Here is a 20,742-nt window from a genome sequence, read left to right on the forward strand (position 1 = left end):
TATAAAGCTATTGAAACAAAAACTACTATTCTCCGGGCAAAGGTAGCTGTCCAAAAGCAATAGAAAAAGGTCAATAAATAGCCAAAATTGGTCTAAATGAAGCTTTTTTACTTTAAAATCGTAAGCATTAATTTATCCCAAAATTTCTAATTAAACCGTATCAGCATGAAATATCATTTTTATGATTCAGTAAAAACGGTGAAATGTCGGTTTCAAAATAAATCCTGCCCGGAGCATTCCCCTTTCAGATTTAAAATCTATCAGACTCTCACTATAACCCTGCCACCACTGCAGGGTAATGAGCTGATTAGCCTTTTTTGACAGTTTATAGCTGATCCCTGCAGTCAAACTTCCCTTGAAATCCCAGCTGGCGCCTTTTCTTAGCATTAAGTCAAAAAACAATCTGTCATTGCAGGTGATCCACTGAAGCTGCCCCTCGCCGTATCCGATGTATTTTGGAAGAGATGGATTGTTATCTATCAAAAAAGGCAGCCATGCCTTGACCGAAACAAAAAGTTCGGGAGAAAATACTCTAATAAATCCTATCGAAATCATATTTATGCTTCTTGAATAGATACTGTCGCGTCCATTGGATTCGTGTTCTATTCCATAGGTCAGAGCACCAACAAAATGATTATTTCTAAATACAGGCCTGAGCATCATCAATCCCGGATTATAATTGCTTTCCTCAAAAGGGCTTGATGCTTTATATATCTTCCAAAAGGATTTTTGTGTGTACGTTAGATAAGCATAAGAATCAAACAGCAAAGGTTTGTCTGATAATCGCTGCTTGAAGCTAAACTGAAACTTAGCATCCATGCTGTTTCTCGTAGGTGTTTTATCTAAATTCACACCCGTTACAAAATAATTATCTTTATAGATCGAAAAGGCAGGAAGCTGGGTAATTATTTTATGAATTGAATCTCTATCCAAGGAAAATTGCGCATAGCTGAAGGTATAAAACATTAATAACAGTAAGAAATAGTTATTTTTTATGTACCGAGAAAATAGATTGCATTTCATATAATTTTTTATTAGTAAAGCATCAGCCATTTATTCTAAATTCAACTCAATAGCAGATTTAAAAATTTATTTGCAGAGAGATCACAATAAATTATGCGCCTCACAAATAGATTATTTAAGATTGTATAAAATAGTCGTCAGTAAATTGACACTACTTCTTTTTGACTTCTTTTTGCTGTATCAGCATTTTTTTTGTCTCGCATTACCCCCCATTTTATACAAGCTGCTCCCCAAGAGAAGCCAGCCCCGAAGGTTGTGATTAATAGGTTTTCTCCTGTCTTAAAATCATCTTTGAAATCCCAAAGACAAAGAGGAATTGTTGCAGAGGTCGTATTTCCGTATTTCTGGATATTAATTTTTATTCTGGATTTATCGATACCTAAATTTGAACCCACCGCCTCAATTATCCGCAGATTGGCCTGATGCGGTATTACCCAGTCAATATCATCCGTGCTAAAGCCGCAGCTTGTTAAAACTTCCCCACTTACAGAACTCATTGCTGCAACTGCCTTTTTAAAAACATAAGCCCCATCCTGTTTTATGTAATGATCTCTATGAAGTAAACTCTGCATACCAGCAGGTATTTTAGAACCTCCTGCCGGAACTAAAAGCGAAGAAGTACCACTCCCGTCAGTATGAAGAATCGATTTCAATAATCCAAAATCAGATTCTGATGCTTCAAGCAATACAGCTCCTGCTCCATCGCCAAACAAAATACAGGTAGAGCGATCTTCATAATCTACAAGAGAACTCATTTTGTCTGCCCCTGCCACCATAACTTTCTTGTAACGCCCGCTTTCGATCAGGCAGCCCGCTAATTCAAGTGCATATAAAAAACCGCTGCATGCTGCATTGATATCAAGTCCAAAGGCATTTTGTAAATTGCTTTTTTCACATACCAGAGATGCTGCCGGCGCCAGCATATGATCGGGAGTAGCAGTAGCAAGTATCAAGACTTCAATCTCATACGGGTCAACCTCATAGTTTTCGATAAGATTATTAATCGCACCAGATGCAAGATCAGATACAGCAGTATCATCGTCGGCTATTCTGCGCTCTTTAATTCCTGTTCTTTTTTCAATCCATTGTTCTGAAGTATCTACTGTTTTAGAAATTTTTTTATTATCTAAAATTGAAGGCGGCACATAGCCACCGACAGCTGTTATGACGGCATTCATTGTCTATTTTTTTTTAAGCGTAGCTTTTTCATATCGTTATAATGCACTTAATCGAAAAAAGATTAAACAGATGTTTTTTAATCTTTTTTCAATTAAAATAATGGTCACCGAAAGTCTCGGCAACATATTTATTTAATGAAGTTTTTCTTGATATTTTCGATAAAGTAGTAATCATAAATAAAGGCAGCGAAATTGCCTCCTGAATAATAAGCAAGTACGATGGAATACTAGCCCATTGGTTATAACCGTTTTAAACACCCCCGCTTTTTAATACTGCGGAAATGACAATAAAGGGACATCTAAACCCGATGCCATTATTCTTGTTTTGCTTTTGTGGACCAGAGAATCCCAAAAACCATATTTTTTGGGCACCATGACCAGTATATCTGCCTGATAGCGCTTTATTTCTTTTTCTATTTCATTAATAACGGCATTTGACCGCACTGTCTTGTAAATGTACTTCACATCCTCAAACTCTTTTCCCAGTGTGCCATCCCTTACTGCTGCCTCATCCCGTTTCCTTATTTCAGCAACACTTTCCTCGACACTGAAAAGTTCAATCTCAATATCAGGATTTCCTATTACCTTGATAATCCAGCTGAATCTCCTAGCGGCCGAAAAACTCAGCGTATCACAGGCATATAATACTTTTCTTAATTTTTTAAATCGGGCATTGAGAGGCACTGCCAAAACAGGGATATCAATATTTTTAATGACTGATGTTGTGGTGTTGCCCTGCAGATCCTGCTCAAAAGAACGTTCTGCCATACCCATTACAACCAATTCAGCACCTGTGCTTTCAAGTACAGCTGCCAGTTCGTCTTTCAGAAAGGAATAGCTGCAGCAACATTGGACTTCAATTTTAAACAAATGGGCTATTTCTTTACCCAGGGTTTCCAGTCTTAAAATAGCCCTGTCTAATTCTTTCTGCATTTCTTCTGCGCTGATAAGCGCATTTGCGCTGTGCACATTTAAGCTAAAAGAGTTAAATAGAACAAGTTTCGCATTTGCGGCTTGGGCAATTCCTGCCGCATAGGTAACGGCATTTCTGGCTGTATCGGAATAATTTGTAGCAGCGATGATGGTTAGCGGTGTGATCATAGTTGTATGTTTTTAGATGCTTTTGCAAGCCATCAGATATTTTGATTATAAGCAGAAGAGAAAATGCTTCTGCTTATAAAATTATTTAGTATTCGCCAATTGCTTTTTTGTATTTGGCTTCGCTGATTTTGTATCCTGCCTTTGCATCGATAAGATCAGCGTAGGCTTTCTGCCAAAGCACCTGGGCTTCCAAAACGTCTTCTCCCAGAACGGTTCCGGCATCAAAACGATCCTGATTTAAACGAAGATTTTCCTCAGCCTGTTTTAGTGACTTTTTATTCAGATCTATTTGTGTTGCAGCCTGATTAAGCATCAGCCATGCGTTCTGAACCTCAATGCTCAAAAGTTCTTTTGTTTCCTCAAGTTCCAACTTTTGCGCTTCGGTTACAAAATGCTGTTCTTTTACCTTCTGTTTCCTCGCTCCCCAATCCAGAATAGGAACAGAAACTGTTACCAGTCCCACAAATGCCTTCATATCATCGCTCCCGTCAGAAAAATTAATCTTTTTACCGTAAGATGCCAGGCCGTTTGCACTTAAGGCAACAGTGGGTTTTTGGTCTCCTTCCAGTAACTTGGCCTGGTACTCGTTGACCTCGACTGACTTGCTGAGCGCATAGATCTCAGGACGGTTATTTACAGCCGACGCAACATCGGCTTTGCTTATCAGCCGCATATCATCTGAAAAATTGCCTGCTACATCGTATTGAGCTGCACTTAAACCTGTAATCTGAGACAGAGCCAGTTTGGTTATCGTTAAACCGTCTTTAGCTTTTGTCAGGTTAAGGATCGCTTCGTTTTGCTGCACTTCCACTTTAAGCAGATCATTTTTATAGATCAAACCTGCATTAAAAGAGTTCTCAAGGTCTTTTTTCAATTCGCCTAAAAGGCTTAGATATTTTTCTGCCAGAACTACTTTTTCCTTTAGGTTGACAGCCTGCCAATACGCAGTTTCAGCGTTCAGCAGCACCTCGTCTTCGGTTAAATTTTTCTGGGCGCTCTGCAGGTCAACCAATGAACTTGTCATTTTTTTTGCCGTCTGGATTTTGTTTCCTGCATAGACAACCTGGGTCACGGCTACAGATCCATTAGCACTGTATTCCGGCAGTAAGGTCCTGAAAGGATCCGAGAGATAGAGCCCGAAAACGCTTGCCTCTACGGTGGGTTTTGTCGCTGCATTGGCCGCCTGATTGGCCGCTTTGGCTGCACTAATGCTGCTTTGGGCCTTCTTGAGTTTTTTGTTGTTTTCCAAAGCCATGCTTCTGATCTGATCCAGAGAGACAGTCTGCTGCCCGTGAACAATTCCTGAGAAAAAAATCAGGAACAAAAAATATATAGTGTTTTGTTTACTTTTCATGTCAATTCATTTTTAAACAATCCTGCCGAAATTTTATTACAAATCGACAGGAGGTTTGAAGAATTATTATTATTTATCAATGCTGGTGAACCGGCTTATACAGTACATCCTCTTCTCCATCAGGCTGCTCTTGAGGCGCTTCATCTTCGATTATAGGGTTCTTCAGTAACTTATAGTACATGACAGGCACCACAAAAAGGGTTAGGATCATCGAAAAGATCAAACCAAAAGCTAGCACGCTTCCCAGCGGACCCCACATAGGCGATTTACCTATAATCATAGGCACTACGCCGACTGCGGCAGCGGCAGAAGTCAGGAAGATAGGTCTCATTCTACGTTTAGCAGCGGCAATTGCAGCAGCTTTGTGTTTGTATCCATGATCTCTGATAAGCTCATCTGCATAATCGACCAGTATGATTCCATTTCGCACCACGATGCCTATCAAACTTATGATTCCCATAAACCCAGTCATCCCAAGTGGATTACCTGTTACAAGAAGTCCTAGGAAGGCTCCAAAAAGACTCAGTAAAAAGGTGCACAATACGATAAGCGCCTTTCCAAGACTTTTGAACTGAAACAAAAGTGTCAGGAAAATCAAAATAAGGCTGACTCCTAAAGATATTCCCATACTTGGCGCATTCTCCCCGCTTGATTCAGCGTCTCCTCCGTATTGAATAGTAGTTCCGGCAGGAAGTTTAAGAGCATCTATTTCCGGCTTTACTTCTTGAAGAATACGCGAGGGTTTTTTACCCAGCTGCGCCTCTGAATATACACTCAGCATCTTTAATCCGTTTCTTCTCAGTAGCATTCCGGTGTGCCATTCAGGATCTAGAGTTGCTACAGCTTTAAGCGGCACTTTCTTCCCGTAACGTGTTGTAATGTGAAGATTCTGCAAGGCAACGAGATCTTTACGGCTGTCTTCGTCATAACGAAGGAAAATGTCTACCGTCTTATCTCCTTCCCATAAGGTGGAAATAGAATATCCTTTTAAACCGGCTCCTAAAGTCTGCGTAATGGCTTGTGTGCTTATACCTAAGCGGCTTGCTTTCGCATTATCTATATTGAGTTTAACCCCCATATAATCGTACTCGCTGCTCAATCGGACATAGTTGACCCCCTCAGCTTTTTCCAGAATTTTTTTGACTTCTATAGCTGTACGTTTCTGATCGGCTTCATTTTCGCTTACCACCCTGATATCAATCGGAGCACCCTCCTGAAAACTCAGCTGTTTGATTTTAACCGCTCCGTCCTGCATAAAACCTTTTAGCTTGTCCAGATACTCTTTGGCCATTTCATTTGTTGCATCAATGTCGGTTGTTGTAATAAATACCTGCGCAAATTGCTTTCTTGGAGTTTCCGGTGCGTATGACGTATGAAAACGAGGTGAACTCATTCCTATGAAACTCGTTACGTCAACAACCCGTTTGTCTTGTTTTAGGATATTTTCCAATTCTTTTACTTTCGCTTCGGTTTTCTCCAAAGACGTGCCGTTTGGCATCCAGACTTCCATATTAAACTGATTGCGCTCACTTAAAGGGAAAAATTCAGAATCGACTTTTGTAGCAATAAAGAGAGCTGCAACAACAGAAAGCAATCCCAATCCCATAGTTGTTTTAGGATTTCTAAAAGCTGCTTCTACTCCTTTGTCAAAAGCGGACTGAAGGTGATCCAGCAGGTTTTTCTTTATGGGTCTGTCGCTTATTTTGTGTTTTAATCCTTTCTTTATAAACACATAACAAGTGTACGGGGTAAAAAGAAGCGCAATAAGCATGGAAACAATAAGAGCTATGGCAACAGTTACCGGAAGATAAAACATAAAATCCTTAGCAATTCCGTCCATAAAAATGGCCAGCGGCAAAAATGCGAATATAATGGCGAGTGTTGCCGTAAATATTGGAACCATCAATTGTTTGGCAGCCTGCCAGGCACCTGTCCAAGGCTCTACGCCTTCGTCGAGTTTCTCGATATAATTGTCGACCACCACAATGGCATTATCGACTACCATTCCTAGTACAATAATAAGAGCGGCCAGTGTTACCTGATGAAGCTCCACCCCGAACATGCTCATAAAGGCAAAAGTAATCAGCATAGAAATCGGAGCTGCCGCGGAAGCCACTACTGCTATACGAAAAGGCAGTAAAAGCATGACCACCAAAAGCACCGATCCGATTGCCAGACCAAATTCTTTCATAAAATGACTGATACTGTGCTCCACATCTTTTGGCTGGTTCACAATGGTTTTCATTTTAATATCCGGAGGAAATGTTTTTTGGATAGCCGCAATTTTTGCTTCAACTTCTTCACCAAATGCTACAATATTGTTCCCCGGAAGCATATCGACAGACAAGACCATAGCTTTGTCTTCCCCTACACGTACAAATGATGATTTTTCTTCGAAACGGCGTTCAATCTCAGCCACATCTTTTAAACGGACAATTGTTCCAGATGGTGTCGTGTAGACAATCTGGCTGGCAATATCATTTTCATCCTTGTAACGGCTGTTGGCATAAATAGGCACAATATTATTAGATCCTACTGATACTTCTCCAGTATAGCCTGTAATATTCTGCTGTTGCAGGATCCCCATTAAAGCGCCGGCATCCAAGCCATACTGCTGAAGTTTTTTATCGTTTATTTTAATATAGATCTGCTGTCTTTGCCCCCCCGAACGATTGATCTTAGAAACCATCGGAATGACTTTTAACCCGTCTTCCAGTTTGTCAAGGTATTTTTCGATCTCAGCATACGAACGCTCTTTTGACGATACAGAAATAATCATTGCCGTAACATCGGCAAAATTACTGTTGATAAAGGGCCCTATAACACCCTGAGGCAATTTTGAACGCAAATTGGCATCCATATCCAGTTGCAGAGTATGCCAGAATTTCTTTCTGTCTTTTACATTTGTGTAAATTTCGGTAGTAATAAAAACCTGTCCTTCACGAACTTCTGACTTTACTTTCTTCTTTTTGATTTCTTCAAATGAGAATAAGTACTGTTCTATTTTCTTTGCCACTTCTTCTTGTACCTGATGTTCATCAGCACCTGGATAAATAGCATATACCAGAGCTGTAGGCATATCAATTCTAGGGTTTTCGCTTCGGGGCATGTTCACTAAGGAATTGATTCCCATCAGCATCAGCAGGACAACCAGTACAATGACAACCTGCTTGTGCTTCATTGCGGCTTCTAAAAAGTGTATTTTTCGCTTTGTCATCTTTTAATTGAATTTTAGAAAATTAGAATTTGACAGGCGTACCGTCTATTAAGTTGGTTTGTCCGTTTACAATGATTTTGTCGCCCGCCTGAAGTCCTTCTTTTACCACAACATCATTCGTTCCGGTTATTTTAGATATATTGACTCTCTTTTTAAAAGCAGTATTTCCTTCTTTGGCGATATACACGTAGTTTATATTATCTGGATCTCGCACTAGGGCTTGCGCAGGAATAATTATTGTATTTTGAATCTGTCCGGAGTTGATGCTGATATCGGCAATCATTCCAGGAAGCAGCTGTCCATTGACATTCTCCAGACGCACCTTAACGGTGTAAGTTTTCGAAAGATCATCGCCCTGCGGATTTATTATGGTGATTTTTCCTTTGATTTCCCTATTCAGGGATGGAATTGTAATATTGGCGTCTGCACCTATTTTCAATGAAGTGATTTCATTTTCATTAATAGCTGCCACAGCATATACTTTGTCTGTTTTTACAATGGTAAAAGCTGGAATTCCAGGCGCTGCGCTGGCACCTGCCTCGGTGAGTTTATGGGTTACGATTCCTGAGAAAGAAGCATACAATTTGGTATCGTGCATGTTTTTTGATGCCGTTTCTTTATTGGCTTTTGCTTGTGCCAGACCGGTTTTTCCAGAAATATAATCTCGTTCGGGAAGGCTTCCTTTTTTATAGAGCTGATCGAGACGGTTGAAATTATCCTGGGCCTGTTCCAAGGCTGCATTTGCGACGATAAGATTGTTCTGATAGGCATTCTGCTCTATTGATGCCAGAAGCTGTCCTTTGACAACACGCTCTCCCTCCTGTACCAGAACAGCAGTCACCCTTCCCGGAATGCTAAAGCCGATAGAAACAGTATTGTCTGCTTCAATAGTGCCGCTGTAATCCAAAACTTCTGCCTGAGATGACAGTTCAATTTCCCTAACACTTACTTTTACAGGTTCAACTGTCTGGTTTTGGTCTGTTTCCTTTTTACCGCATCCGGCACTTAATAACATAATACTCAGAATAGATAAGATATTCCTCTTAAACATTACCATATAATTTGCTTTTTTATATTGATTAATAAAAGTCCATGCAGTTATTCCAACTGATGGTGCAAATCTCCATAGAATGTTTAGTCTACAAAAGGTCTGTTCCGAGCCGTTTTTGGTCTATAACCATCATTTTAGATAATAGCGTTTCGCCTCACTTGCATAAGAAAGGTAGTTTTTAAAGAAAAATACAGCACTAATTTTAATGTTATTTGTATTTGTCTCGAAATGATTTTGGGGTGATTTTCATTTTCTTTTTAAAGAATTTCCCGAAAAAAGACTGGTCACTGAAATGAAGTATTTCAGCAATTTCTGCCAGCGAATGAGAGGTTTCCATCAGCAGGTTTCGCGCCTCCATGACTACTGCTTCCTCAATAATTTCGCGCGAAGTGTTTCCCGTAACCTCTTTGGTTAGTTTAGACAAATGCCCAGCAGTTATAAATAGTTTATCGGCATAAAACTTGACATTTCTATTATTGCGAACATGAATCGAAAGCAAGGATAAAAACTCATGAATGATCTCTTTCTTTCTATTGGTTTTCAAATTGGCCTGATTTACTCCGCTTCGGTGCATTTCCATCATTTCAAGCGCCAGCAGATTGAAATAGTGAAATATTTTTGCCTTCTTATAGAGATTATGTTCTGATTGTGACAAATTCAGTGTATACATTTTTGTCATGATATCGAAAATAATACTATACTGATCTTCTGTAAGTGATAATATTGGGGTTTGGTTAAGCTCTGTTAATCTAAAAAGTCTTATATCCTCATAATTAAGCATATTGGTCATAGCAAATTCGTCCGTAAATACACAACCTATATTCTGAACAGGTTCTATAATTTCCAAAATATGTATCATCGACTGTGACGATAGTACCATCGTATCCATTGGACCAACAATATAGGTCTGCAAATCAATCTGTACTTTTATCCTTCCTTCCAGCATGAGCAATACAGCGGTATTGCAGCTTCTAAAAGGAAAAGGAAATGGATTTCCTTCAATAACCTCTTTATTGTAATGCACATGAAACTCTGTTCCGTGTGCTGCTTCTTCCCCCAGCATATTAATAATATCCCGCAGGCTGTAATTTCGAATTTCTGTATATCTGCCCACTTTTATTAATTATGACAAAGCAAAGTTAAAATATTAACTTTTAAACTTAAGGCAATTTTTTAAAATCCAGCATTTGGAGTTGATGTTTTTTTGCTGCAAAAAATTAAAGTGAATTTTACAGGTGTTTCGCTTGATTAATATGTATGGTAATTAAAAGGCACAGTACATTTTTTTCAAAGCTTCAAGTTCCATTCTATATAAATGCTAGAGCTTTATGCAACAAATCTGGAACTCAAGTTATTTTTTTTTACTTTTAAACTGCATTTTAGCTTAACGGATTGCTCTATTGACTTCTTGTTCAATTCATGCAAGAAATTGGCTTATTTCTGACTTAATCTTTTTTCTCGCACAAAAAGCAAAGACGAATAATATTTGTAGAGTTGTATATTAGTTTACCGCCATAAACCAATTGAGTTTTTATATTTTTTTGCATCAATCCCCAACAGGACGTCTAAACCAAATTTACAAAGCCAATGAAAGACAGACGCTACATGTAGTAAGCCAATTTCTTCAAATCATCCATAAATGATGTTGAAATTTGTCCTGTTCCTGTCACATACAAGCCAAATGGCGTCAATTGAAGACAATTGACGCCATTTTTCATATTACATCCTTCAATTTTTATATTACTCAATCAGTACGTTATCTCTTGTTTGATAAGCCTAAAAAGGATATTATTAAGCATAAGTAAAAAAGGAACGGCCCTTTGTTAGGCTGTTCATCGAGTGCTGTTTCTATAGCCGTCAAGATCTTTCAATTTTTGAAACTTCTGTAAATTACAAATTCAACAATTTAATTCAAATTTACATTTTTCCAAATGCAAAAATAGGGCCCGCAGCCCTTAGCCCCGATAGCAGTGGAAATCCTTTTGTGCCGGGTTTCGGCACAAAAGATTGGAACGCATAGCGGGAAAAGCTCCTAGAAAACAATAATAAACCTAAAAATAATATTAAACACCCCGCCTGTAAAGTATATAACATCATAAGGGCAATAATCCCCTACTTTTACCCGTTACAATCCAGCAGCAAAAAAAGCGCATAACAGCAAGAGCATATCAGGGCCTGCCCCTGTAAAGGAGATTACAAGAAATGAAGAAGTTTGAAATAAAAAATGCAGATGGCAACCAATGGCTGGTATCCCACAACGAGTTCCCAAAATTCACCTGCTGCTTTGAGAATAAAAAATTCAATTACCAAAGGACCATAACAGGACTTTCCGACCCCTTAGGCGATCCAGATGAAATCCAATTACTGCAGAAAATGGAAAAATGGCTCCGGGAGTACCATAAGGAGAAAATAAACGGATGAGCATAAAAAAAAATAAAGGCGCAGGTGATTCACCAGGTGTCTTTTTGTAATCAGTCATCATTTTATTTTCGACCTATTTAATCGCTCAAGTCTCTTTAAAATTATAAATTCAGGAAAGTACAGATGCGTATTATACAATTACCAGCATCAAAGCTATAAGAAGATCCCTTTATTAAAGGTCACCTTTGAATACGAAAATTATAAGTAAACATAAAATGGAAGATTATGTTTATGGACGCCCCGCCATGTACATAACTGTATGTGGCGGGTTTTCCATTTCATTATATCAAATACCCTTCAACGGTTTTTTTCTTAAATGGCATCAATTACATCAAAGTGTTACCATGCTGTCAGGGAAAATTAAAAAACATGCAATCACCAGAATAAATTAAAGATTCAGTAACATGCTGCTCCAATCGGTCAATCATAGCTATACAACCCATTAAAAATGGCTGTACTATTTTCTCCAGATAAAATACAACACCAGAATACAGCGGCAATAGTCCAAATACAATCTATTACTCATTGTATCGGATATTGATTACTAAAAAACAAGCGCGATATTCTAAATTTATTTATAAAAAGTAATCCGGATGTTAAACAGATTGATTTTGTTTATTTTTTCCAAAATAAAGTTAAACAAATTATTTGCTTTTTAATAACTTAGCAATACAGCGACAGCAAATTCTATGGAGTGCAACAAAAAAATCCTATGTTGTAATTGTACAAAACTTTTCCGATTTTCTATAATAGTAATCCCAAATAACACGCTAGCTTCGTAACCACCAAAAACCGATTGCCATGTACCGACATATGAGTCTCTTAAAAGATATCGTTGACAATACCCCTTTGCCAATTGCCGTATATTCGGGGGATGAGCTTAAAATAGAACTGGCTAATACCGCGATGATCAAAGCCTGGGGAAAAGGCGATCAGGTACTGGGAAAAAACTACCTTGAGGTACTTCCGGAGGTCAAAAAAGAAGATTTTTTCCAGCAGGCCACAACAGCGCTTAAAACCGGCATACCCTTTCATGCCAAGGATAAAAAAGTAGACCTTGTGATCGACGGGGTACTTAAAACACACTATTTCAACTACAGCTTTATTCCTCTTGCTGACAGCAATGGCCATATCTACGGAGTAATGAACACCGGGGCCGACGTGACCGATATACACCTGGCAAAACTGCAGCTGCAAAGCGCTCAGGAGAGGCTCCGCATTGCAATAGACTCCTCGGGCATGGGAACGTATGAAATTGATCTTGCCACCAGAAAAGTAAAGACATGTGGGAATTTCAACACCATAGTCGGCGTTGAGGGGGAAGTATCTAATGAGCAGCTAATTGCAAAACTACATCCAGCAGATTTACCCCTACGCGAACAAGCACATCAAGATGCCCTGAGTACAGGGATCGTATCTTATGAGAGCAGGATTATAAGCAAGGATAAGACCTCCCGCTGGATTAAAATTAACGGCAGGGTCATCAAAGATGAGAATGGCAATGATACGGCCATTATAGGCATTATCCAGGATATCCATGAACATCGGGAATTTGAGGATGAACTCAAAAGACAGGTCGCCCAAAGTACCGAGGAGCTCAGAAGATCCAATGACGATCTGCTGCATTTTGCCAACGTAGTGAGCCATGATCTGCGGGAACCGGTCAGAAAAATTAAAATTTTCAATACCCTGCTTCGAAATGAAAAAGACACTGTTTTTAATGAGAGCTGCAAAAAATACCTTACCAAGATTGACCAGTCAGCGCTAAGGATGAACAATATCATAGAGGGCATTTTAAGCTACTCAACAATCGATAAATCCCAGCAGTCTATTGAGGATATTGACCTGTCGGAAGTTATCGAAAACATAAAAACCGACCTGGAGCTCATCATCAAGGAGAAAGGCGCCATACTCAATGCAACAGTGCTCCCTGAAATTCAAGGTGCACCGATTCTCATTACCCAGCTATTTTATAACCTGATACAAAATGCGCTTAAGTTCTCCAAAGCAGACCAGCCTCCGCGTGTTATTATTACCAGTGCCTTGGTCACTATTAACGGCGAGGATGCAGTGCAAATTACCATCAAGGACAATGGAATAGGTATGGATCCTGCATTTGCCGAAAGGATTTTCACAGCCTTTGAGAGATTAAATTCCAAAGACCAATATGAAGGAAATGGTCTGGGACTAGCACTTTGCAGAAAAATAGCCAAAAGGCACAACGGCACCATAACGGCCACGGGCGAGAAGGATAATGGCGCTGAATTTACAGTTACACTACCTCTGAAACAGACCAAAGCTAATATTTAAAATTTAAATATACAGGAGATTTGTACTAAAATGGATCCTTTGAAAAAAATCACATTCTGTTTTTTAATTTTCCTTTTACAGCGGGAAGAGTTCCTAAAAAATAAATCCTAATAATATACCACATCCATAAAACAAAAAAAGGCATCTGCGGGGTGCAGATGCCTTTTATAAGCTAACTGTTATAGTATATTATGCTATCACTACGTTTACTGCGTTTGGACCTCTGCGGCCTTCTTCAATGTCATATCGAACTTCATCGTCTTGACGAATGTTTTCTGATAGACCTGAAACATGAACAAAAACTTCGTTTCCTCCATTGCTAGGAGTTATGAATCCGAACCCTTTTTCTTCATTGAAAAATTTTACTGTACCTTCTTGCATTTTAATGTATTTAATTATCCAAAGGTACCCTATTAAAATTAGAACTGGCTGAAATTGGGATTTTTATTCTATACTATTATTTCTGCATCCCAAAAATAAGGATAAAAGTGTATTATAATTACAATACGCAATGAGAAATACTATTATCTAGTCCTTATGGGAAATATTCTTTTCAGAAACAAAAAATATATTTTTAACCGGATTTATCAAAACTTTTGTCCAGTGCAGTAGGAATACTTTTTTCAGAATCAAAATAAAGCCGGTAAAAGAACTTGGTTTCTGCACATATAGGTTTGCCCCTTTGCTGAAAGTCTCTTCAATATCATTGGGGTGACTTGAAGTCGAAAGCATAACCGCTGGGATATCCTTTAGCTTTTGATCACTCTTTATTTCTGCCAGCGCCTCCTTGCCTCCTTTAACTGGCATATTGATATCTATAAAAACAATATCAGGATTTGGTTCATCCGGATCTCTCAGGGTGCTCAATAATTGCTCTCCGTTCTCTACCGTAGTTACTTCAGAAGAGATATTTGCTGCATCAAGAGCTTCCAAAAAAAATTCCTGATCATCCTTGTCATCCTCGGCCAATATAATTTTTACCGGCTCTTTTTCTTCCAGATCATCAGAAGTTAGGGCAGAATTTTTAGGACTTGTCATATTGAAGCGGTTTTACAATCACCAAAAGTACTATATAAATGCTTAATAAAAATTTCAACAAGCAGTTATATTAAAATATAGGGATTTTTTGATTTAGCCTTCACAGAACATAACCGCTGGGGCATTAATTATATTGGAGTTGTACAATCATTATTCTTAAATTGTATAACATAACTTGCCGGGCACCGCACTACCTTAGTATCAACCATAAAGCCAATAAATGTGCAGACCAATATAATTTTTCTACAAGATATACTACAACATACTCCAATACCCACTGCAGTTTATTGTGGTGACGATTTACTAATTTCTTTTGCAAATACCGCCATGCTTACTTTATGGAATCAAGGGGAGCACGTGATTAGCAAAAAGTTTACCGATATCATTGCGGATTTTTACAAAGATTCGATTAGCGAACAAATTCTTACGGTAATGAAAACGGGAATATCTTTTCAGTCCAATGACAAAAAAATTGATGTCCTTATAAATGAAGTATGGACACCACTTTTTTTTAACTATAATTTCACCCCACTTCGCAATGAAAAAGGAGTTGTTTACGGCGTGGTACATACCTGCACAGAAGTCACTAAATTACATGAAGCCACAAGTCAAATAGTGAATTCCGATGAAATGCTAAGCATGGCAATAGAAGCCTGTGGCATGGGAAGCTATGAAATCGACATTATAACAAACAGGATCAAAACTTCTGATAATTTTAAAAAACTATGGTCGATCGACTCTGAAATTACTGTACAGTCACTGGCATCAAAACTGCACCCGGATGATCGCTTCCTTCAGGAAAAAGCCCATAAAGAGGCCCTTGAAAACGGAGTAGTCTGCTATGAGGCCAGAATTATACAAAAAGACAACTCGGTGAAATGGGTTAAGGTTTTTGGAAAAATCATAAAAGATGAAAAGGGTGATCCCTCAACAATCCTAGGAATTGTTCAGGATATACATAATCAAAAAGAAATTGAAGCAGAACTCAAAAGAAAGATTCAGGAAAGTACACGGGACCTGCGGCGATCTAATGATGACCTGCTGCATTTTGCCAATGTAGTGAGCCATGATCTTCAGGAGCCGGTGAGAAAAATTAAGATCTTCAATAACATGTTAAAAAATGAGATCGCAAAACAGCTGCCGGACCGCTCTGTTACGCACTTAAATAAAATTGCCCATTCTGCAAATCGTATGCAGTGCATTATCGAAGGGCTCCTTGCCTACTCTACAATAGACAAAAGCACCCAGCCTGTTGAAAAGATTTTCCTAAACGATTTATTGGAGAACATCAAAACAGATCTGGAGCTTATAATAAAAGAAAAAAATGCCATTTTAATCGTAAGTGATCTTCCTGAAATCCAGGGAGCCCCTATTCTTATTCATCAGCTATTCTACAATCTTATCCAAAATGCGCTCAAATTCACAAAAACCAACCAGTCTCCACGAGTTATTATTACATCGGCTATAAAGAATATCGATTCGGTTGAATCTGTTGAAATTTCCTTCAGAGACAATGGTATCGGGCTGGATCCTATTGATGCAGAAAAAATATTTGCCGCTTTTGAAAGACTTCATTCCAAGAATGAATACGAGGGAAACGGGATTGGCCTGGCACTCTGCCAAAAGATAGTGAGCAGGCACAATGGAACTATAATGGCTAAGGGAGAAAAAGAAAATGGTGCCGAATTTATAGTTACCCTTCCTCTTAAACAGACTTCCGAAAGTATCTAGGAAAAGCTATTGATTCATAGAATACAATTACAATGAAATATTATTGCGATCTAAACTATTGGCTTTATTTCCAGATATATCTGTTCTTGTTAAAAATATTACACTTCGATTTTTATTATTACAATTTTGAAGTATTTTTTTTAACCTCCATTATTACCAGGATGTGTATTTGACTTAAGCGTTAAATAAATTGATACAATAAGGCAACAATCCCCAACGGGACATCCAAACCAAAATACAAAAGCCACCTAAAGACAGCCTCTACATCCAGTAAGCCAATCTCTTCAAATCTTCCATAAAATTTATAGAAATTTGTCCAGTCGAGGTCCCTCTACGATACAAAATAAACCATTTTACAGCCTTCATAAACAATTGATTATCTTTTCATTACAAAACCAACAGAATATGGATAGTCAAAACGATAATTGGAAATTAACTCCTGAGAAAGCACATAAAATGTTAACCGAAGAAGGGATGAATGTCTCTCTAGATGAAGCAACTGAAATATTATCTTTTTTAAGAATTCTGGCTGAATGTACAGTGAAAAATTATCTCAAAGGTTCAGAAAATGATGAAATTGAAAAAGTTGACCAAGTGCATCAAAATATTGAAACCACAATTAAAATTAAGCCGAAAAAAAACGACTCTGCCAAAGGAATAATCTATTGCAAAACTTGTAACTTTTTAAACGATAATTTTTAATTAACTAACTGATTTTTAATTTAGCTGTAAAACAATTTTTTTACTATTCATACTGATAAACAAAAAATGCCTTATTGATTAATAAGGCATTTTTTATTAGTCAAAGTAAAAACAAACATTATCCTAATGATATTCTATTTGCGGCATCCCTTTTTTTCTGGTCAATCACTTTCACATATACTTGAGTGGTCTTAACACTCCTATGGCCAAGCATTTTTGAAATGGTGAAAATATCTGTTCCCGCAGTTAGCTGTAGCGTGGCGTAAGTATGTCTAAAGCAATGAAAGGTAACATGCTTATTAATACCCGATGATGCTACCCACACGGGAAGCACGCGGTCAACATCCCATTTATTTAATTTTTTAAATACCAGTTCCTTATCGCCTTTTCTTTTTCCAAGCAGCTCAAAAGCTTCATCAGAAATCGGCATTGTTTCAGCGCCTTGAGTTTTTTTTTGGCGGAATATGACATAGTAGCCATCATTCTCAATGTAGTGGATTTCAGACCAAAGGAGCTTCGCAATATCCACATAACGTATTCCTGTCAATACGGAAAACATCGAAATTTTACGCACTAAGGAATTTGGGCAGGGAGTCGAAAAAAGTTTTCGGGTCTCTTCAATAGTCATAAAATTTCGCTGAGATTCCATTTCTTTTATAGATCCAATTTTTGCATTTATATCAGTTCTTAATTTATCTTCTTTATACGCCCCTTTTAAAGTTGTTTTTATTTTATTGTAATAGGAAAGCGCTGTATTGCGAGAAATCTGCTTATTATTCTTTCGCATGCTTCTCGCTTTGAGAAGATAATCTCTGAAGTCCTCAATAACTGTAACCGTAACATCCTTAAACAGCAGATCATTTCCATTTAAAAATGCTTCAAAGTGTGCTATGGCACAGTTCCATATCGATAGATTATTTCCTATTTTTTTCTCTCCAAGCTTTTTATAGTATTGGAGAAATGATTCGTTTCCGCGAGCCTGAATCTGCAGCTGTTCTTTTTCAAATGGAGAATAGATTTCCGATTTATTGATTTCATTCTGTCTTCTTGCACGAATCAGTTCAGCGGTATGCAGATTTTCGGAATTTGACAGCTTCTGATATTGATCTCCCGGTTTCTGATAGATATAGAGTTTCAAAAACTCGCGTCTGGTATAGTCGTTTGTTCTTGAATCCCACACGGGAGGATAGAAATCCAAATAGAGAGACATTCTTCCCTGAGAAATAGCTCTTTTTCTAAGTGTTACGATACTTTTACTCATGGCTCTGAATGTTAAATAATAAATTTAGATCTCTTTTGGAAACATAAACAAACCTGCCGACATTGTATTTTTCAATCCTCGCCCTCAACAGTATGCCGTATAAAGCCGCAGGAGAAATATGCAGTTTCTTCTGTATTTCAGAAATTGTATAGCAGCGTTCAATTCCTGGAAATTTCTGGAAAACTTCCTTATTTTTTCCGCTTTCGTACAGCCTCTCAAAAAATTTATCAATGTCTGGACGCTTTATAAAAGTTTTAGCTCCAATTTTACTAATGGCAATTTCACTTTTTGAAATCACCCTATAAAGCGTTCTTCTGCTTATTCCCATAAACAGGCTTGCCTCATCAATAGTGAAAATTTCAAGTTTTTCCAGCTGCTCGATGCCTGCCTTATGCATCGATTTCAATTCTTGCAGCCTGGCCTCTTTCTTGTTTTCGCGGCTTCTTTTTTTGTAACTCTTGCTGCCGCAGGCCAGCGAGCAAAACTTTGTTTTAACTGTCTTTGCTGTAAATTCACTGTTACAGAACTGACAGATTTTGGCAATCCTAATGTTTGAACCCATAATTTTTAAATTTAAGTTTCCTACTGCACTTAAATGTCCTTAGAACTTCCATAAATTACTTTCCAAACTCTGGAATCTGCCTTGCCAAAATATGGGGGCACATAACAAGCGATATGCGTCAAAAATGACATTTTTGCTAATTTCTCTTCCAAAAACCCAATCTTTGAAAACCTCAGTAAAATGTACATTTGTGCCATAATTCATCCCATTTTGTCACAAAATTTGTACCTCAAAATCCGAGGTACAAATAAGGTACAGATTTAAGCAAAGCAATACCAAATATTCCAAAATAAAATCCAATAAAAAAAGAGTCAAAATGTTAATTACCAACATCTTAACTCCTTTTGTTATTTTTTGTTTTGCGTTTCTTTGTTCCTTCTACTTTCCGATGCAGAAATTAGCGAAAATATTTCCTAACAATTCGTCGTTTGAGACCTGGCCTGTAATAAGCCCAAATTGGTATAAAGCTTCACGGATGTCAAGTGCCATTAAATCACTTGAAAGATTAGATTCTAAACCAAATTTTACTTTTTGGATTTCATCTAAAGCTTTTAATAACGAATCATAATGTCTTGTATTAGTTACAATTGTTTCGTTGTTTCGAAGTGCTCCCGTATTTACAAAAGACAATAATTCATTTTTTAAATCCTCCACTCCTATTTTTTCTTTCGCAGAAATCAATAAAAGTTTTGCATTTAAATTCTCTAACTGATTGGAAATATTTGCTACTTCATCAACAGACAGAATATCTTTTTTATTTACCACAATAAGTAGTGGTTTTAACGGATATTTATTTTTGATCTGCTCAATTTCATTTACAAACTCAGAACTTGATGTTTGAAATTTTAATCCATCAAATAAATAGATTACCACTTGAGCCTGCTCTATTTTTTCGAAAGTTTTCTTGATTCCGATACTTTCTACAACATCTTTTGTATCACGAATTCCAGCTGTATCAATAAATCTAAATCCGATGCCGCCAATTACCAATTCGTCTTCAATTGTATCACGTGTTGTTCCGGCAATGTCAGAAACAATTGCTCTTTCTTCGTTCAAAAGAGCGTTCAATAAAGTCGATTTTCCAACATTTGGTTCACCGACAATTGCAACTGGAATTCCGTTTTTAATTACATTTCCAACAGCAAATGAATCAATTAAACGTTTTAGAACAAATTCAATTCGGTTTAATAATTCATGAAATTGCGTTCTGTCAGCAAACTCCACATCTTCTTCAGCAAAATCCAATTCCAATTCAATTAAAGAAGCAAAATTTAGAAGTTCTTCACGAAGCTTCGCAATTTCATTACTGAATCCGCCGCGCATTTGCTGCATCGCAATTTGATGAGACGCTTCATTATCTGACGAAATCAAGTCGGCAACTGCTTCTGCTTGCGATAAATCCAATTTTCCGTTTAGGAAAGCTCTTAATGTAAATTCACCCGCATCTGCCATTCTACAGCCATTTCGAAGCAATAACTGAATAATTTGCTGCTGAATATAAGTTGATCCGTGGCACGAAATTTCAATAGTATCTTCACCCGTATAAGAGTTCGGGCCTTTAAATACCGAAACCAAAACTTCGTCTAAGGTTTTACTTCCGTCAATAATATGTCCTAAATGCAGTGTATGCGTTTTCTGTTTCGTTAAATCTTTATTTTTAATAGATTTAAAAACCGAATTGCCAATTGTTATAGCTTCAGCTCCAGAAATACGAATTATGGCGATAGCTCCAGCTCCCGAAGGTGTAGCCAAAGCAACTATAGAATCTTGATTTATCATGCTGCAAAGGTATA

At 37.7% G+C, this 20,742-nt stretch carries 16 protein-coding genes; 3 read left to right on the forward strand and 13 right to left on the reverse strand.

The features are described from left to right. Window positions 1–186: 186 nt before the first annotated feature. The 8 genes from QLQ96_RS18665 to QLQ96_RS18700 form a co-directional block, all read right to left on the reverse strand. Entirely contained in the window at window positions 187–1,053 is an 867-nt protein-coding gene (locus tag QLQ96_RS18665; protein WP_108422120.1) for a phospholipase A, read from the reverse strand. 107 nt (window positions 1,054–1,160) lie between these two features. Continuing rightward, window positions 1,161–2,201, reverse strand: coding sequence for a beta-ketoacyl-ACP synthase III (locus QLQ96_RS18670; RefSeq protein WP_108422121.1), 1,041 nt, complete (start codon window positions 2,199–2,201; stop codon window positions 1,161–1,163). 267 nt (window positions 2,202–2,468) lie between these two features. Next, entirely contained in the window at window positions 2,469–3,302 is an 834-nt protein-coding gene (locus QLQ96_RS18675) for a universal stress protein (protein WP_053471287.1), read from the reverse strand. Window positions 3,303–3,387: 85 nt separating this feature from the next. Next, window positions 3,388–4,656 carry a TolC family protein gene (locus QLQ96_RS18680; protein ID WP_053471286.1) on the reverse strand — a complete coding sequence of 423 codons (1,269 nt, stop codon included), beginning with the start codon at window positions 4,654–4,656 and terminating at the stop codon, window positions 3,388–3,390. A 76-nt stretch (window positions 4,657–4,732) separates the two neighbouring features. Continuing rightward, complete coding sequence (locus QLQ96_RS18685; RefSeq protein WP_052483761.1) at window positions 4,733–7,873, reverse strand: efflux RND transporter permease subunit; 3,141 nt, start codon at window positions 7,871–7,873, stop codon at window positions 4,733–4,735. A gap of 22 nt (window positions 7,874–7,895) precedes the next feature. After that, on the reverse strand, window positions 7,896–8,930 hold the full coding sequence (locus QLQ96_RS18690) for an efflux RND transporter periplasmic adaptor subunit (protein ID WP_108422122.1): 1,035 nt from the start codon (window positions 8,928–8,930) through the stop codon (window positions 7,896–7,898). Window positions 8,931–9,132: 202 nt separating this feature from the next. After that, a complete protein-coding gene (locus QLQ96_RS18695) occupies window positions 9,133–10,038 on the reverse strand; it encodes a helix-turn-helix domain-containing protein (RefSeq protein ID WP_123924562.1) in 906 nt (301 codons plus the stop codon). Between the two features lie 487 nt (window positions 10,039–10,525). Then, entirely contained in the window at window positions 10,526–10,672 is a 147-nt protein-coding gene (locus QLQ96_RS18700; protein WP_482492425.1) for a hypothetical protein, read from the reverse strand. A gap of 1,474 nt (window positions 10,673–12,146) precedes the next feature. On the opposite strand from QLQ96_RS18700, the gene QLQ96_RS18705 reads away from it, so the two are divergent. Continuing rightward, a complete protein-coding gene (locus QLQ96_RS18705; RefSeq protein ID WP_082356397.1) occupies window positions 12,147–13,655 on the forward strand; it encodes a PAS domain-containing sensor histidine kinase in 1,509 nt (502 codons plus the stop codon). A 189-nt stretch (window positions 13,656–13,844) separates the two neighbouring features. Here QLQ96_RS18705 and QLQ96_RS18710 read toward each other — a convergent pair whose 3' ends face one another. After that, window positions 13,845–14,036 (reverse strand): cold-shock protein, encoded by a 192-nt coding sequence (locus tag QLQ96_RS18710; protein ID WP_053471281.1) that lies wholly within the window; start codon window positions 14,034–14,036, stop codon window positions 13,845–13,847. 147 nt (window positions 14,037–14,183) lie between these two features. Next, a complete protein-coding gene (locus QLQ96_RS18715) occupies window positions 14,184–14,693 on the reverse strand; it encodes a response regulator (RefSeq protein ID WP_053471280.1) in 510 nt (169 codons plus the stop codon). 222 nt (window positions 14,694–14,915) lie between these two features. Between QLQ96_RS18715 and QLQ96_RS18720 the strand changes: the two genes are divergently transcribed. Continuing rightward, complete coding sequence (locus QLQ96_RS18720) at window positions 14,916–16,424, forward strand: PAS domain-containing sensor histidine kinase (RefSeq protein ID WP_053471279.1); 1,509 nt, start codon at window positions 14,916–14,918, stop codon at window positions 16,422–16,424. A gap of 405 nt (window positions 16,425–16,829) precedes the next feature. Further along, window positions 16,830–17,126, forward strand: coding sequence for a hypothetical protein (locus QLQ96_RS18725; protein ID WP_482492428.1), 297 nt, complete (start codon window positions 16,830–16,832; stop codon window positions 17,124–17,126). A 118-nt stretch (window positions 17,127–17,244) separates the two neighbouring features. On the opposite strand, the gene QLQ96_RS18730 is transcribed toward QLQ96_RS18725, so the two are convergent. The 3 genes from QLQ96_RS18730 to mnmE form a co-directional block, all read right to left on the reverse strand. Next, entirely contained in the window at window positions 17,245–18,387 is a 1,143-nt protein-coding gene (locus QLQ96_RS18730; RefSeq protein WP_482492429.1) for a site-specific integrase, read from the reverse strand. Next, window positions 18,380–18,949, reverse strand: a complete 570-nt coding sequence (locus QLQ96_RS18735; protein WP_482492430.1) for a helix-turn-helix domain-containing protein — start codon at window positions 18,947–18,949, stop codon at window positions 18,380–18,382. Before QLQ96_RS18735 ends, QLQ96_RS18730 begins: the two co-directional genes overlap by 8 nt. 378 nt (window positions 18,950–19,327) lie before the next feature. Continuing rightward, window positions 19,328–20,728, reverse strand: a complete 1,401-nt coding sequence (gene mnmE / locus QLQ96_RS18740) for a tRNA uridine-5-carboxymethylaminomethyl(34) synthesis GTPase MnmE (RefSeq protein ID WP_482492432.1) — start codon at window positions 20,726–20,728, stop codon at window positions 19,328–19,330. Between the last annotated feature and the right edge of the window lie 14 nt (window positions 20,729–20,742).

The sequence above is a fragment of the Flavobacterium sp. B167r genome, assembly GCF_056824315.1.

Excerpts from the sequence above, each read along its gene's own strand:
- QLQ96_RS18680 (WP_053471286.1), bottom strand. The coding sequence starts at position 4,656 with ATGAAAAGTAAACAAAACACTATATATTTTTTGTTCCTGATTTTTTTC.
- QLQ96_RS18665 (WP_108422120.1), bottom strand. The coding sequence starts at position 1,053 with ATGGCTGATGCTTTACTAATAAAAAATTATATGAAATGCAATCTATTT.
- QLQ96_RS18710 (WP_053471281.1), bottom strand. The coding sequence starts at position 14,036 with ATGCAAGAAGGTACAGTAAAATTTTTCAATGAAGAAAAAGGGTTCGGA.
- QLQ96_RS18735 (WP_482492430.1), bottom strand. The coding sequence starts at position 18,949 with ATGGGTTCAAACATTAGGATTGCCAAAATCTGTCAGTTCTGTAACAGT.
- QLQ96_RS18670 (WP_108422121.1), bottom strand. The coding sequence starts at position 2,201 with ATGAATGCCGTCATAACAGCTGTCGGTGGCTATGTGCCGCCTTCAATT.
- mnmE (WP_482492432.1), bottom strand. The coding sequence starts at position 20,728 with ATGATAAATCAAGATTCTATAGTTGCTTTGGCTACACCTTCGGGAGCT.
- QLQ96_RS18685 (WP_052483761.1), bottom strand. The coding sequence starts at position 7,873 with ATGACAAAGCGAAAAATACACTTTTTAGAAGCCGCAATGAAGCACAAG.
- QLQ96_RS18690 (WP_108422122.1), bottom strand. The coding sequence starts at position 8,930 with ATGGTAATGTTTAAGAGGAATATCTTATCTATTCTGAGTATTATGTTA.
- QLQ96_RS18675 (WP_053471287.1), bottom strand. The coding sequence starts at position 3,302 with ATGATCACACCGCTAACCATCATCGCTGCTACAAATTATTCCGATACA.
- QLQ96_RS18705 (WP_082356397.1), top strand. The coding sequence starts at position 12,147 with ATGTACCGACATATGAGTCTCTTAAAAGATATCGTTGACAATACCCCT.
- QLQ96_RS18725 (WP_482492428.1), top strand. The coding sequence starts at position 16,830 with ATGGATAGTCAAAACGATAATTGGAAATTAACTCCTGAGAAAGCACAT.
- QLQ96_RS18730 (WP_482492429.1), bottom strand. The coding sequence starts at position 18,387 with ATGAGTAAAAGTATCGTAACACTTAGAAAAAGAGCTATTTCTCAGGGA.
- QLQ96_RS18715 (WP_053471280.1), bottom strand. The coding sequence starts at position 14,693 with ATGACAAGTCCTAAAAATTCTGCCCTAACTTCTGATGATCTGGAAGAA.